This is a genomic window from uncultured Aquimarina sp. (assembly GCF_947492115.1).
GTDB lineage: Bacteria > Bacteroidota > Bacteroidia > Flavobacteriales > Flavobacteriaceae > Aquimarina.
Map to the genome: position 1 here is coordinate 1,071,354 of NZ_CANLMM010000001.1, position 13,132 is coordinate 1,084,485.

Here is a 13,132-nt window from a genome sequence, read left to right on the forward strand (position 1 = left end):
ATAAAAGAAACTATCCCATAATTTTTACCAAAAGTTCTTTTAGAATATCTCCGGGAGGAAGACTTGCTGCCCCTACTCCTTTACTCTTTACATCAGCTTCTCTAAGAAGTGCTATAATCTGACTCACTTTTTTCATTGGATAATTTCTACTAGCATCAGAATAGTCACTAACAAAGTAAGGGTTTATTTTTAATGCACTGGCTACACTACGTTGTGATTTATCTGCTAAACCATGATATTGTAGCACCTGAGAGAAAAAACTATACAGTAACGAAATAGTAACTACCAGTGGATTATCCTTTGGATTCTGAGCAAAATAATTGATAATTCTATGTGCTTTAACAATATCTCGGGTTCCTATAGCCTTTCGGAGTTCGAAATTATTGAACTCCTTACTAATCCCAATATTCTCCTCTATTTGATCCGCCGTAATGGGTTGACCTTTAGGTATAATTAATTTTAACTTCTCTAATTCATTATTGATCTTGTTGAGATCAGTCCCTAAAAACTCTACTAACATTTGCGATGCTTTGGGATCTATGGTATATTTAGATCCCGCTAACACTCTTCTAATCCAATCTGCAACCTGATTTTCGTACAATTTCTTGCTTTCGTAAATCACACCATTTTTAGCAACAATTTTATATAACTTCTTTCGCTTATCTATCTTCTTATACTTATAACAAACGACTAAAACCGTTGTCATCTGAGGATTCTCAGCATAGTCTGCTAATTTTTCTATTGTTCTCGATAGATCTTGAGCTTCCTTTACAATAACTACCTGTCGTTCTGCCATCATAGGATATCGTTTTGCATTAGAAACAATATCATCAATGGTAACATCGCGGCCATATAAAACCATTTGATTAAATCCTTTCTCTTCTTCGGCTAAAACATTTTTATCGATATACTCAGAAATCTTATCTATATAATAGGGTTCTTCTCCCATTAGAAAATAGATAGGTTTAATGTTTCCATTTTTTATATCGCTTACGATCTGTTTTACTTCATCCATTCAGAAAAAATCATCAAATTTGTGGTATGCAAAAGCTTAATTTTCCAGCATATCAATTTCGATTCAAAAGTAGCGAAAATAAAATTTCTATTTTCGACAGAATTCGCAAAAAATTCATTATCCTTAATCCAGAAGAATGGGTTCGACAGCATACTATTCAGTATCTAATCGAAAACAAAAAATACCCAGAAAGCTTGATTAATGTGGAGAAACTAATTAAGGTAAATGATTTAAATAAGCGTTATGATATTATCATTTTTAATCCAGATGGTAGTATTTATTTAATCATAGAATGTAAATCCCCTACTGTAAAAATCACACAACAAGTTTTTGATCAAATCGCTCGTTACAACCTGGCGCTTAATGCAGAATATCTTATGATCACTAATGGGATGAATCATTATTATTGTCAGTTGGATTATGCAGAAAAACGGTATAGTTTCCTAAAGGATATTCCTGATTATAAATAGTTATTTAGTATTATTTCTTTTTAATTTGCACCTGTGAAAATAGCTATCGTCATATTAAATTGGAATGGACGCTCCTTATTAGAGCAATTTCTACCTTCGGTTTTAAAATATTCTAAAGAAGCAAAAGTCTACGTTGCTGACAATGCATCTACTGATGATTCAGTAAGCTACTTGCATACTTCTTATCCAGAAGTCACCGTTGTACAAAACGAAGTAAATGGAGGTTATGCTAAAGGTTATAATGACGCGTTAACAAAAATTGATGCAGATATCTACTGTTTATTAAATAGTGATGTAGAAGTTTCCGAGGGTTGGCTTACTCCTGTTATTAATACCTTTAAAGCTTCTGAAAAGGTTGCAGCAGTTCAACCTAAAATTCTTGATTACAAGAAGAAAAATTACTTTGAATATGCAGGGGCCGCTGGTGGATTTATCGATCAATTTGGATATCCATACTGTCGAGGAAGAATTTTTGACACGCTAGAAGAAGACAAAGGGCAATATGATGATGAACGGGAAATATTTTGGGCTAGCGGAGCTTGTCTTTTTATTAGGCGAAATGTTTTCGAAGAAATGGAAGGTTTGGATGAAGATTTTTTTGCACATCAAGAAGAAATAGATCTTTGTTGGCGAATACAAAATAGTGGTTATCAGATCAAATATGCAGGACAGTCTAAAGTATTCCATTTAGGTGGCGCTACACTGGATGTAATGAATCCACGAAAAACATTTCTTAATTTCAGAAATAATTTATTAATGATTCTAAAAAATACTTCTGGAATGTATGGCTGGTTCATTATATTTGCAAGACTTTTGTTAGATGGAATCGCAGCTTTAAAATTTGTATTTGAAGGAAAAACCTCTCATTGCCTAGCAATTCTTAATGCACATTTCAGCTTTTACAAAAAACTGCCAACTTTTGTTAAAAAACGCAAAAAATCAGGGGCTAAAAGGAAATATTATACTATTTCTTCCGTTGTATGGCAGTATTATATCTTGAATAAAAAACTATTTAACCATTTGTAAGGTTATATTGATTAAATAATTGTTAATACAACGACATTACGTCACAATTTTAATAATTTTGAGTCTCTATAACCAGAATAAGACTAAAAACACGTTTTCTAATGAAAAAAGCAATGATTATCGGAGCTTCTATGGCTGTTTTATTATCTTCTTGTGTATCACAGAAGAAATATGCAGATCTAGAGGCTAAACAAAAAGAAACACAAGATTTATTAAATACAGCCACAGTAAAATTAAATAGCTGTTTAGAAGAAAAAGCTAGCGAAAGTTCTGAACTTAAGGTTTTAAGAGATCAAGTAAATAATCTTAAAAACCAAAATTCTGCTTTATTAAACAATGTTGGTAATCTTGCAACTTTATCAACTAAAGAAGCAGAAAACTTAGAAAGATCTTTAGAAAGTATTAAAGAAAAAGATCTTCAGATCAAGACTATGAACGACGCTTTAAATAAGAAAGATTCTGTTACACTAGCCTTAGTAACAAGTTTAAAAGGAGCACTTGGAAACTTAGCAGATGAAGATATTGAGGTAAATGTAGAAAAAGGTGTAGTATATGTTTCTATTTCTGATAAACTTTTATTTAAGAGTGGAAGCTATAACGTTTCTACCAGAGCAAAAGAAGTATTAGGAAAAGTAGCTAAAGTAGTTAATGACAAACCAGACATCGAATTTTTAGTAGAAGGACATACTGATAATGTGCCTATTAAAAACAAAGTTTTATTAGATAACTGGGATCTAAGTGTGAAAAGAGCTACATCCGTTGTGAGAGTTTTACAAAACGAATTTGGTGTAGATCCAAAAAGAATGACCGCTGCAGGACGTAGTTATTATATCCCAGTAGCAGATAACTCTTCAGCTGCCAATAGATCTAAAAATAGACGTACTAGAATAGTTGTACTACCTAAGCTTGATCAATTCTATAATATGATAGAAGATGGTATGAAAAAGGCTACTGAAGGTGGTAACTAAAAAATAATAAAGTATTTTTGAAAAAGGGTTAATCGTTACGTTAACCCTTTTTTTAATTTTGTAGAAAACAAATTGGTATAAAAATTGAATCTAAATCAACCAAAAACTTAATTATTTAGAAATCAATTCATATTTATAAAATATAATGAGAAAATTATCTATCCTCGTACTTTTTCTTTCTTTTATAACTGCAAATGCACAAAATAAATCCAATACTTCTATTGGAGAAAATGAAAAATTAGTATATACCGCTTCCTATAATATGTCAGGGCTATTAACCAACTTAGCTCAGGTAACCATGCAAACGACAAGAGTAAATACTGGAAAGAGTAATTACCTACGCTTAAAATGTAATGCCGCTACGTATTCTAAGTGGGATTCTTTTTTTAAGATCAGAGATGTATATGAAGCTTATGTTAATCCAAGTAATTTAAAACCGTATTTATACAAAAGGGATATCAATGAAGGTGGTTACATCAAAAAAGAAAAATATGTTTATAGTTATAAAAAAGGAACTATAAAAGCTACTATGCAAAAGAAAAAGGAACCTAATACCAAAACGCTGAAAATGGGTTCTAACACTTATGACGTAGTTTCTACATTATACCATATCCGAAACATGGATATTGAAAAGGCTCCTGTTGGTACGAATCAAAAAATAACCATATTGTTTGATAGAAAACCTCAAACTGCATATCTAAAACTACTTGGTAAAGAAACAATCAATACCAAAACAATGGGTAGTAAAGAATGTTACAAAATAGCTGTAAATAATAATCAGCTTAAAGGAACTAATAAAAATATTGTATATCTTACCGCAGATGCGAATAAGGTTCCCGTGCTAATTAAATTTAGTATTCCGGCTGGTACAGGTCAACTAACCTTAACTCAGGCTTCTGGTTTAAAAAATTAATCATGAGAATTGTATTATTATCAGTTGCAGCAATTGCAGCTTTTCTAGGGATTATTATGGCAATACTTCCTTTTGGAACTATTGGAGTTTTGCCAGGAGTTGTTGCGCTTATTGCTGGATTTGGAGCTTATTATTTCTCCAAAAAAAATGATAAACCCCAAAAATTATCAATACTCTTTCTAACAATAGGAATATTAGTGGCTATAGCTAGTGGCTCTAAATCTTTTTGGGTAAAAGATGAAGTTGCTGTGGATACTGAGTTTCAACAGAAGGAAGAACAAAGTAAAGAAGAGGCTATCGAGGAACTCAAGGAAATTGAAAGTGAGTTAGAAGAAATTGAAGGAGATCTCGAGGAAATAGAATCTGAATAAACAATTCCTGTTGTAATTAAAGAGGTATCCCAAATAACTACTATGAATTTAAAGTATTTGGGCAATAAAGTTTTAAATAATAACTACCAACATATTAGTTGGATATATAAACAAATTCAGTTTTTGACAATCTCGTTTTAAGGTATCAAAAACTGAATTTGTTACGCTAAAGATTCATCTCTATCTCCCCTAATACTTCTTTCATAGGATTTACTATTTTATAAGTTCTATAATCAATGCAGAATTTTTGGATATTGCAATGTGATCAAGATTGCTAATCAACTTATTATTTATAATATCCTTTCCACTAGTATATCCATTTAGCGACTTCTCAAAACGTTTTAAATCAAAATCATTATAATTCTTGTTACTATTATTTATGATGATCATGGTGTTTTCGGTTTCTGTATATCTAAAATATACATACACGTTATCCCTAGGTTGATAATGAGTTAATTTCCCATTATGTATAGAAGATGCTGTTTTTCTCCAATTTAGAATTGTCTTGATATAGTTAAATACTGCTTCTTCTTCAGCTGTTCTGCCCTCTTTTGTAAAAGCATTTCTTTTATCATTTTTCCAGCCACCAGGAAAATCTTGCCTTACTTTTCCATCGGGACGTCTGTTTTTCATTAAAATCTCATCTCCATAATAAATTTGAGGTATTCCTCGTGTAGTTAATGTAAAAACCATACTAAGTTTTAGCTTGTCTACATTTTCATTCAATAAAGCTAATAAACGATCAACATCATGATTCCCATTGAAAACTTTGTTATTTGCAGCATTTCCATACACAAAATCCTCTGCTAAGGTCTTATACAATTCCGAGATGTCACCATCTTTTCCAAAAGCTCTGATTATAGAGTAATATAAAGCATAATCACTAATGCTACTAACATGAGGAGTATATCCATCTCTATTTGACTTATCATTATTCCAATATGACAGATAAGAAGCTCTTTCAGCCCATGTTTCTGCGACCATATAAAAACCTGGGTATTCTGTAGTTAATGCTTTCATCCAGTTAGACATAGCATGTTTACTAGGATACGGATAGGTATCCAATCGGATTCCATCAATACCAGCATAAGTAACCCACCAAATAGAGTTTTGTATCATATAGGTTTCTAAAAACGTATTCTCTAGATTCAGGTCTGGTAAGTTCTTATCAAACCAACCTCTAGTTAATAGTTCATAATCATCAGGCGACACATATGGATCAGAAGAAGCGATATTGGTAAAATTACTTCTTGTAAAAGTATCCCACTGATTTAACCAATCTTTAGATGGCAAATCATTCATCCACCAATGTCCAGAACCACAATGATTAAACACCTGATCCATAATTACTTTCATTCCCTTTTTATGAGAAACATCTACGATTTTTTTATAATCTTCATTGCTTCCAAATCGCGTATCTGTTTTATAAAAATCAGAAATTCCATATCCATGATAAGAATATGCAGGTTGATCATTTTCTAAAACTGGATTCAACCATAATGTAGTAGCTCCTAATTCTTCTATATATGTTAAGTTATCCAAAACACCCTGTAAATCTCCTCCATGTCTTCCATTTTCATTATCTCTATCTACTTTTTCCAAGGTTTCATCCGTAGAGTCATTGGTGATATCTCCATTTGCAAAACGATCTGGAGTAATAAGATATATAACGTCTTCTGATGTAACTGCCTGACCATTATGAACTCTTTGTGGTTTTGGTTTTAGTTCATAAGCATATTCAAAATTTTCTTTCCCATTTTTGAATTTTATAATTACATCTCCTGGTGTGGCTTTCTTTGAAATGGTAAGGTTTAAAAATAGATAATTCTTATTAGCCACCTTGTTTACGCTTCTTAACTCAACATTTTTATTAGATATTAAAACATCATAATCTGCTACATTTTTCCCGTGTATTAATAGTTGTACATCAGGATTTACCATATCTACCCACCAAAAAGGCGGTTCTACATGATCCAGTTGTTTTACCTTTTGGGATAAAACACTTATAGAGATCAATAATAGTGTACTCAACGAAAGAAGAGTTTTCTTTGAAAAAGTTTTCATCGTTTGTAAATTGTTTTAGTGTTCAAAAGAAATGGACCAATCCAACTTTAAAACAATAGTTATGAGCATCCATTTAAAATGAAGTTTTTAATTATTTCATCTTCAATAAATGAGCTTTTTAAACTATTATCAATTTTGTTATACGAATGATTTTATGATAGGGACAGAAAACTACGAATACCGTATGCACTATTAACTATATACTATTTTCGTTGAATCTTGAGAAAGAACTGTTGTTTGTATAAGATTAAAGGTTATCCGTACTGATTTTTATTAAATCTTTGATTTTTTTTAGATTTTAGTTTATAAGTTCAAATGAAATATGAGGCATATGCTGATAAAAAAAATATTTTCCAATAAGATTCTTAGACATATTCTTTATTGGATTTGTTTAATCATATTTTTTGGTATTACCTGGGGTACTTACGATAATGACTACGCAAGATCATTCACTATACAAACATTTAGCTTGCCCGCAAGAATGTTATTGGTTTATATCACCATCTATGTATTACTACCTAAGTTTTTTAAAACGAAAAGATTTGTACTATTTATTATATTCTATGTTATCACCTTATTAGTTGTTAGCACCTGTATTCAAAGACCAATCATCTACTTTTATGTACAACCAAACTACCTTCCTGGATGGCAAAGCGAAGGGTACTTTACTATTACTGAACTGGTAAATACTATTTTAGATGTAAATATTGCTGCATTAGTTCCATTAGGAATTGTTTTTTTTAGGTTTTACTTTAATGCACAACAAAAAACACTAGAATTAGAAAAAGAAAAAATCGAAGCTGAACTTATACAACTTCGCAATCAAGTACATCCGCATTTTTTATTCAATACACTTAATAATCTCTATGCCCTAATCCTTAAAAAGTCAAATGATGCAGAGACCGCGGTATTAAAATTATCTAAATTGATGAGATATATGCTGTATGAGGCTAATACCCAAAAAGTTTCTCTTAGTAAAGAAATAGATTATTTAAAAAATTATGCGGATCTGGAAAAATTAAGATTTGGTAATTTTGTGGAGATTAGTTTTCATTATGAAATGGATAACGATTATCAAATTGTTCCTTTTTTATTAATTCCTTTTGTAGAAAACGCGTTTAAACATGGAACTTCTTCTTCGGAAAAATCATGGATTGTAATTTATCTAAATGCAAAACAAAATAAGTTAATAATGCAGATTGAAAATTCAAAATTCCCTGATCATAATACCGAAGAACAATTTATTGGTGGGATTGGCTCCAGAAATGTAAAAAAGAGATTAGATTTACTATATGCCGACAACTATTCTTTGCACATAGAAGATAATAACCAATCCTTTGAAGTGGTCTTAACATTAAATTTTACGTATCAATCTTAGATGAATCCAAAAATTAAATGTCTTATCGTAGATGATGAACCGCTAGCTCGAGAAATAATAGAAAATTATATTGCTAGAATAGATCAACTAGAATTGGTACAATCCTGTGCAAATGCTTTGGAGGCATTTCATAGTATTACTAATAGCATTATAGATCTGATTTTCTTGGATATTCAAATGCCAAATCTAACTGGGATCGATTTTTTAAAAGACATTCAGCCTATACCAAATGTCATTTTTACAACAGCGTATAGTGATTATGCGGTAGATGCCTTTAATCTTGAAGCAATCGATTATCTACTAAAGCCTATCGAATTTTCCAGATTTTTAAAAGCTATTAACAAAGTACTTAAACTTTCTAAAAACGATACTACTCAAACCAACACCTTAGAGACGAACAACTCGAATATCTTAAGCGATTACAATACTACTTTTATATATCTAAAGGTTGAAAAGCAGATGCAAAAAATCTTTCTAAAAGATATTCTTTATATCGAAAGTCTGAAAAACTATATAAAAGTAAAAACACTAGAAAGAGAAATTATCGCATATAAAAGCATTAGCCATATGGAGGGTATTCTTCCTACTAGCAAATTTCTTAGAGTACATCGTTCTTTTATAATCGCAATAGATCATATAAACTCTTTCTCTACCAGTGAAATAGAACTTAGAAGTCTAAAAATTCCTGTTGGTAGAAACTATAAATCCAAGGTAAAAGAAACTCTTGGATACTTTTAAAATTATTACGCGTTTAAAAATTCGTCAGTATCTAATGAAAAATCTTTAATATCAAAAGAAATCTCTTTTAATCCATCAGAAAAAGAAACCACAAAAATCGCTACTACTACTAGATAAAGTTCTGCTATTTTTTTCATAATTATAATTTTAAAGATTATTATCTAGGTTAAATTTACACTGAATATCAATAGTTTAAAAGCTCTAAATTGACCAATATCTATTCAATATTAACCTATCAAAATCTATGGCATAAAAAAAGCAGCGTGGTTAGCGCTGCCTTTTTATCTAGTGGTTGAGTTAATAAAACAATTAAATACTAACTTTCTTTATAAAGGTTCTGTCTTTTAAAGAGAAGTAGAACTGATACTCTCCTTTTGGCATTTTAGAAAAATCATATGTTCTTTTAAATAATGAATCTTCATTACCAGTTACTTCTTCTAATAATCTGAAATCGCTATCATAAATCGTAAGATTTAATGGTGATTTTTCAGTATTATTAAACATTACCTTAATGATATTGTTATCTGTCTTAACTAACGGTTTGAAAACAGTTACCGCAGATTGGTTTACTAAAGACACTCCTTTTTTGTTCTTTAATAAAGGTGTTACCTTAATTTCATATGGAGTCTCTGTCTCTACAAAATAGATTCCATCAGAAACATTACTAAGGTTAAAATACTTTTGATAGCTTGGAGTAGCATCTAACGTAACATTAAATAATACTTCTCCGTCATAATCTTTTAAAAATAACTTTTCTCCTTTTTCTACTTCAGTCAAGGATACATTAACCATTGACGAATTTGTGATTTCAACTGAAACTCTTCCTGCAGCATTAGCAATATTACTTGTAATGATTACAACTGCAATCAGGCATACATTAATTACTCTTCTCATAACTTTAGGTTTTTGTTGTTGTTAATAATTTACACTGCAAATATAAAACGGTAAACAAGTGTATAAATACATCTATATTTGCATATATATGTTCTATTTTAACCTACACATATACTATGAAATCACCTTAAAGTTAATTTAACATATGATTTATAATATTTTACATTTAATTAACAAAATAGATTTTTTATCTTTACAAAATAATTATAAAGAGAAAATTCCCCATTTATGAAAAAGAATATAAAACCTGCCTTAGAGAAAATAGTTCCAGAATTTGGTAGTTCTTTCTTCTATGAAAACTTCTCTCAGGAAAAAATGAATAAAGAACCAATTTGGCACTATCATCCTGAAATTGAAATCGTTTATGTAAATGGTGGAGCTGGAAAACGCCAAATTGGTAGTCATATGTCCTATTACAGAAATGGCGCATTAATGCTTATAGGATCCAATCTACCTCATTGTGGTTTTACAGATAAATTAACGCTGAATAAAAGTGAAACTATTATTCAAATGTTACCTGATTTTCTTGGAAATTCCTTTTTCGACATTCCAGAAATGAGTGGCATTAACCAATTATTAGAACAAGCAAAAAAAGGAATTGTTTTTCATGGTGATACCAAAAGAAGAATAGGTGCACGTATAGAGGCTTTAGGATTATTAGATCCTTTTGATAGGTTATTAGGTATACTTCAGGTGTTTAAAGAAATGCAACAGACAAAGGATTATTCCATTTTAAATGCGGAAGGCTTTATAATTGAAACTTCATTACAAGATAATAACCGTATCAATATGATCTTTAACTTCGTGCAAGAAGAATTTACGAGACAAATTCCGTTAGAAGAGATTGCTGATAAAGTAAGTATGAGTGTTCCCGGTTTCTGTAGGTATTTTAAAAAGAATACAGGCAAAACGTTTATTCAGTTTGTGAATGAATATAGACTAGTACACGCTGCTAAGCTACTTCATGAAAAACAAACGAGTATTACGGATATATGTTTCGAAAGTGGTTTTAGTAATTTTTCACACTTCAATAAACTGTTTAAACAATTTACAGGCAAAACACCAAGTACTTATAGGAATGAATTAAAATACGTGATTTCTTAAATTACTTAGATAATATCTATAGTACCTTTCCCTTCTCTGACTAAAACTGGCTCAAATCCAGTGAGATCAATTATCGTAGAAGCAATATTGCCACCATACCCACCATCGATAACCATATCCACTAAATTATCCCATTTTTCTAATATCAGTTCCGGATCTGTAGTATATTCTATGACCTCATCCTCATCATAAATAGAAGTAGAAACAATAGGATTACCCAACGTTTCTACAATAACTTTACAAATGTTATTATCAGGCACCCTAATTCCCACAGTCTTCTTCTTTTTAAAAACGGTAGGTAAGTTATTACTACCTGGAAGAATAAAAGTATAAGGTCCAGGAAGCGTTCTTTTTAGAAGTTTGAATGTCCTATTGTCTATTTGTTTCACATAATCTGACAAATTGCTAAGATCGCTACAGATAAATGAAAAATTAGCTTTGGCTAGTTTAACACCTTTAATTTTAGCTACTTTTTCTAAAGCTCTGTTATTGGTAATATCACATCCTAACCCATATACCGTATCTGTAGGGTAAATTACCAAACCTCCATCCCTAAGACAATCAACTACTTTTTTAATTTCTCGTGGATTTGGATTTTCGTTATATAGTTTTACTAGCTCTGCCATACCTATTATCAGTGGTATAAAGATAGTGCTTTATCGTATACTTTATTAGCTATTACTGCTGTATTTATGATCTTTTTGAGGGTATGCACAAAAATATTAAAGCTATTAATTTTATTTTTTTTTGAATTTAAAATACTATATTCCTCAAGGAATCATACTTTTTGGAACCAAATAAACTACTTTCGCACAAAAAATGATATAGCAGTGACTTTTAAAGATTTAAACTTAAGTACACAACTCCTCAATGCTCTTGATGATATAGGATTCGAAACCCCCACTCCTATTCAGGAACAAGCATTCTCTGTGGTAATGTCTGGTAAAGATGTTGTGGGTATTGCGCAAACAGGAACTGGTAAAACATACGCTTATATGTTACCAATTCTAAGAATGCTAAAATATTCTGTTCAGCAAAACCCAAGAGTTTTGGTTTTGGTTCCAACTAGAGAATTGGTAGTACAGGTTGTAGACGAAATTGAAAAACTATCTAAATATATCAATGTACGAATTGCAGGAGTTTACGGTGGAACGAATATAAATACTCAAAAACAGATCGTATCAGAAGGACTAGATATTATTGTTGCTACACCAGGGCGTCTATATGATCTTGCCGTAAGTAGAGCATTACAATTAAAATCTATTCAAAAAGTAGTTATTGATGAAGTAGATGTGATGTTAGATTTAGGGTTCAGACATCAATTAATGAATATTTTTGATGTACTTCCACAACAACGTCAAAATATTATGTTTTCTGCAACCATGACCGAGGATGTGGACAAATTGATTACAGATTTCTTTAGAAAACCTATAAAAGTATCCATTGCTAAAAGCGGTACTCCACTAGAAAATATAAAACAACATGGTTATAAAGTTCCTAATTTTTACACCAAAGTAAACCTCTTGGAACACTTACTATCTGATACAGAAGTTTTTCATAAAACGATCATTTTTGTAGGTTACAAGAAAATAGCCGATCGACTATTTGAAGCATTGGACCAAAAATTCCATGATGAAGTTTGTGTGATTCACTCTAATAAAACACAAAATTATCGATTAAGAAGTATTGAACAATTTAGGGAAGGTGAAAATAGAATTCTGATTGCCACAGATGTAATGGCCAGAGGATTGGATATCGAAAATGTAAGCCAAGTAATAAATCTTGATACTCCTGAATATCCAGAAAATTATATGCACAGAATTGGAAGAACTGGACGTGCCGAAAAAAAAGGAGTTTCTTTTGTGCTTACTACAGAAAAAGAAGAAGAATATCTAGAATCCATTGAAACACTAATGGATATGAAGATTGAACAATTAGATCTTCCTGATAGTATTGAAACTTCGGACCAATTAACTCCAGAAGAACAACCTAAAGTAAAGGAAATATATAATCCTCATAAACGTCCTAATGATGAAGTTGGAGCTGCTTTCCATGAAAAGAAAGACAAAAACAAAAAAGTAAATCTAGGAGGTAAATATAAAAGGGAAATTAAAAAGAAATACAAGAAACCAAAGACCAAAGGAGATAAAACTTTTAACCTAAAACATAAGAAAAGGAAAAAGTAATACTA

Annotated in this window: 14 protein-coding genes; 9 read left to right on the plus strand and 5 right to left on the minus strand. The window is 30.9% G+C overall.

The genetic code is table 11. The features are described from left to right. Positions 1–10: 10 nt before the first annotated feature. On the minus strand, positions 11–1,015 hold the full coding sequence (gene holA / locus Q1A73_RS04775; protein ID WP_299602278.1) for a DNA polymerase III subunit delta: 1,005 nt from the start codon (positions 1,013–1,015) through the stop codon (positions 11–13). Between the two features lie 26 nt (positions 1,016–1,041). Here holA and Q1A73_RS04780 point away from each other — a divergent pair, with 26 nt between their 5' ends. From Q1A73_RS04780 to Q1A73_RS04800, 5 genes are all read left to right on the plus strand, one after another. Further along, the gene (locus Q1A73_RS04780) at positions 1,042–1,485 is read left to right on the plus strand and encodes a type I restriction enzyme HsdR N-terminal domain-containing protein (protein WP_299602280.1); all 444 of its coding nucleotides are present in this window, start codon (positions 1,042–1,044) and stop codon (positions 1,483–1,485) included. Between the two features lie 33 nt (positions 1,486–1,518). Next, positions 1,519–2,511, plus strand: coding sequence for a glycosyltransferase family 2 protein (locus Q1A73_RS04785; RefSeq protein ID WP_299602283.1), 993 nt, complete (start codon positions 1,519–1,521; stop codon positions 2,509–2,511). A gap of 101 nt (positions 2,512–2,612) precedes the next feature. After that, entirely contained in the window at positions 2,613–3,479 is an 867-nt protein-coding gene (locus Q1A73_RS04790; RefSeq protein WP_299602285.1) for an OmpA family protein, read from the plus strand. Positions 3,480–3,624: 145 nt separating this feature from the next. Next, on the plus strand, positions 3,625–4,392 hold the full coding sequence (locus Q1A73_RS04795; protein WP_299602288.1) for a DUF3108 domain-containing protein: 768 nt from the start codon (positions 3,625–3,627) through the stop codon (positions 4,390–4,392). 2 nt (positions 4,393–4,394) lie between these two features. Continuing rightward, entirely contained in the window at positions 4,395–4,763 is a 369-nt protein-coding gene (locus Q1A73_RS04800; RefSeq protein ID WP_299602290.1) for a hypothetical protein, read from the plus strand. A 213-nt stretch (positions 4,764–4,976) separates the two neighbouring features. On the opposite strand, the gene Q1A73_RS04805 is transcribed toward Q1A73_RS04800, so the two are convergent. Further along, on the minus strand, positions 4,977–6,827 hold the full coding sequence (locus tag Q1A73_RS04805) for a glycoside hydrolase family 13 protein (RefSeq protein WP_299602292.1): 1,851 nt from the start codon (positions 6,825–6,827) through the stop codon (positions 4,977–4,979). Positions 6,828–7,158: 331 nt separating this feature from the next. Between Q1A73_RS04805 and Q1A73_RS04810 the strand changes: the two genes are divergently transcribed. Together Q1A73_RS04810 and Q1A73_RS04815 are read left to right on the plus strand one after the other, a co-directional pair. Continuing rightward, complete coding sequence (locus Q1A73_RS04810; protein WP_299602295.1) at positions 7,159–8,205, plus strand: histidine kinase; 1,047 nt, start codon at positions 7,159–7,161, stop codon at positions 8,203–8,205. Continuing rightward, positions 8,206–8,943 carry a LytTR family DNA-binding domain-containing protein gene (locus tag Q1A73_RS04815; protein ID WP_299602298.1) on the plus strand — a complete coding sequence of 246 codons (738 nt, stop codon included), beginning with the start codon at positions 8,206–8,208 and terminating at the stop codon, positions 8,941–8,943. Positions 8,944–8,948: 5 nt separating this feature from the next. Here Q1A73_RS04815 and Q1A73_RS04820 read toward each other — a convergent pair whose 3' ends face one another. Continuing rightward, complete coding sequence (locus Q1A73_RS04820) at positions 8,949–9,080, minus strand: hypothetical protein (protein ID WP_299602301.1); 132 nt, start codon at positions 9,078–9,080, stop codon at positions 8,949–8,951. 172 nt (positions 9,081–9,252) lie between these two features. Beyond that, positions 9,253–9,837 carry a hypothetical protein gene (locus Q1A73_RS04825; protein ID WP_299602303.1) on the minus strand — a complete coding sequence of 195 codons (585 nt, stop codon included), beginning with the start codon at positions 9,835–9,837 and terminating at the stop codon, positions 9,253–9,255. Between the two features lie 228 nt (positions 9,838–10,065). Between Q1A73_RS04825 and Q1A73_RS04830 the strand changes: the two genes are divergently transcribed. Continuing rightward, a complete protein-coding gene (locus Q1A73_RS04830; RefSeq protein ID WP_299602305.1) occupies positions 10,066–10,941 on the plus strand; it encodes an AraC family transcriptional regulator in 876 nt (291 codons plus the stop codon). Between the two features lie 5 nt (positions 10,942–10,946). On the opposite strand, the gene Q1A73_RS04835 is transcribed toward Q1A73_RS04830, so the two are convergent. Continuing rightward, complete coding sequence (locus Q1A73_RS04835; protein WP_299602306.1) at positions 10,947–11,567, minus strand: L-threonylcarbamoyladenylate synthase; 621 nt, start codon at positions 11,565–11,567, stop codon at positions 10,947–10,949. Positions 11,568–11,771: 204 nt separating this feature from the next. Between Q1A73_RS04835 and Q1A73_RS04840 the strand changes: the two genes are divergently transcribed. Continuing rightward, positions 11,772–13,127: a DEAD/DEAH box helicase gene (locus Q1A73_RS04840; protein WP_299602308.1), complete on the plus strand. Its 1,356-nt coding sequence runs from the start codon at positions 11,772–11,774 to the stop codon at positions 13,125–13,127. The last annotated feature ends 5 nt before the right edge of the window (positions 13,128–13,132 follow it).

Excerpts from the sequence above, each read along its gene's own strand:
- holA (WP_299602278.1), bottom strand. The coding sequence starts at position 1,015 with ATGGATGAAGTAAAACAGATCGTAAGCGATATAAAAAATGGAAACATT.
- Q1A73_RS04780 (WP_299602280.1), top strand. The coding sequence starts at position 1,042 with ATGCAAAAGCTTAATTTTCCAGCATATCAATTTCGATTCAAAAGTAGC.
- Q1A73_RS04790 (WP_299602285.1), top strand. The coding sequence starts at position 2,613 with ATGAAAAAAGCAATGATTATCGGAGCTTCTATGGCTGTTTTATTATCT.
- Q1A73_RS04795 (WP_299602288.1), top strand. The coding sequence starts at position 3,625 with ATGAGAAAATTATCTATCCTCGTACTTTTTCTTTCTTTTATAACTGCA.
- Q1A73_RS04800 (WP_299602290.1), top strand. The coding sequence starts at position 4,395 with ATGAGAATTGTATTATTATCAGTTGCAGCAATTGCAGCTTTTCTAGGG.
- Q1A73_RS04805 (WP_299602292.1), bottom strand. The coding sequence starts at position 6,827 with ATGAAAACTTTTTCAAAGAAAACTCTTCTTTCGTTGAGTACACTATTA.
- Q1A73_RS04810 (WP_299602295.1), top strand. The coding sequence starts at position 7,159 with ATGCTGATAAAAAAAATATTTTCCAATAAGATTCTTAGACATATTCTT.
- Q1A73_RS04815 (WP_299602298.1), top strand. The coding sequence starts at position 8,206 with ATGAATCCAAAAATTAAATGTCTTATCGTAGATGATGAACCGCTAGCT.
- Q1A73_RS04820 (WP_299602301.1), bottom strand. The coding sequence starts at position 9,080 with ATGAAAAAAATAGCAGAACTTTATCTAGTAGTAGTAGCGATTTTTGTG.
- Q1A73_RS04825 (WP_299602303.1), bottom strand. The coding sequence starts at position 9,837 with ATGAGAAGAGTAATTAATGTATGCCTGATTGCAGTTGTAATCATTACA.
- Q1A73_RS04830 (WP_299602305.1), top strand. The coding sequence starts at position 10,066 with ATGAAAAAGAATATAAAACCTGCCTTAGAGAAAATAGTTCCAGAATTT.
- Q1A73_RS04835 (WP_299602306.1), bottom strand. The coding sequence starts at position 11,567 with ATGGCAGAGCTAGTAAAACTATATAACGAAAATCCAAATCCACGAGAA.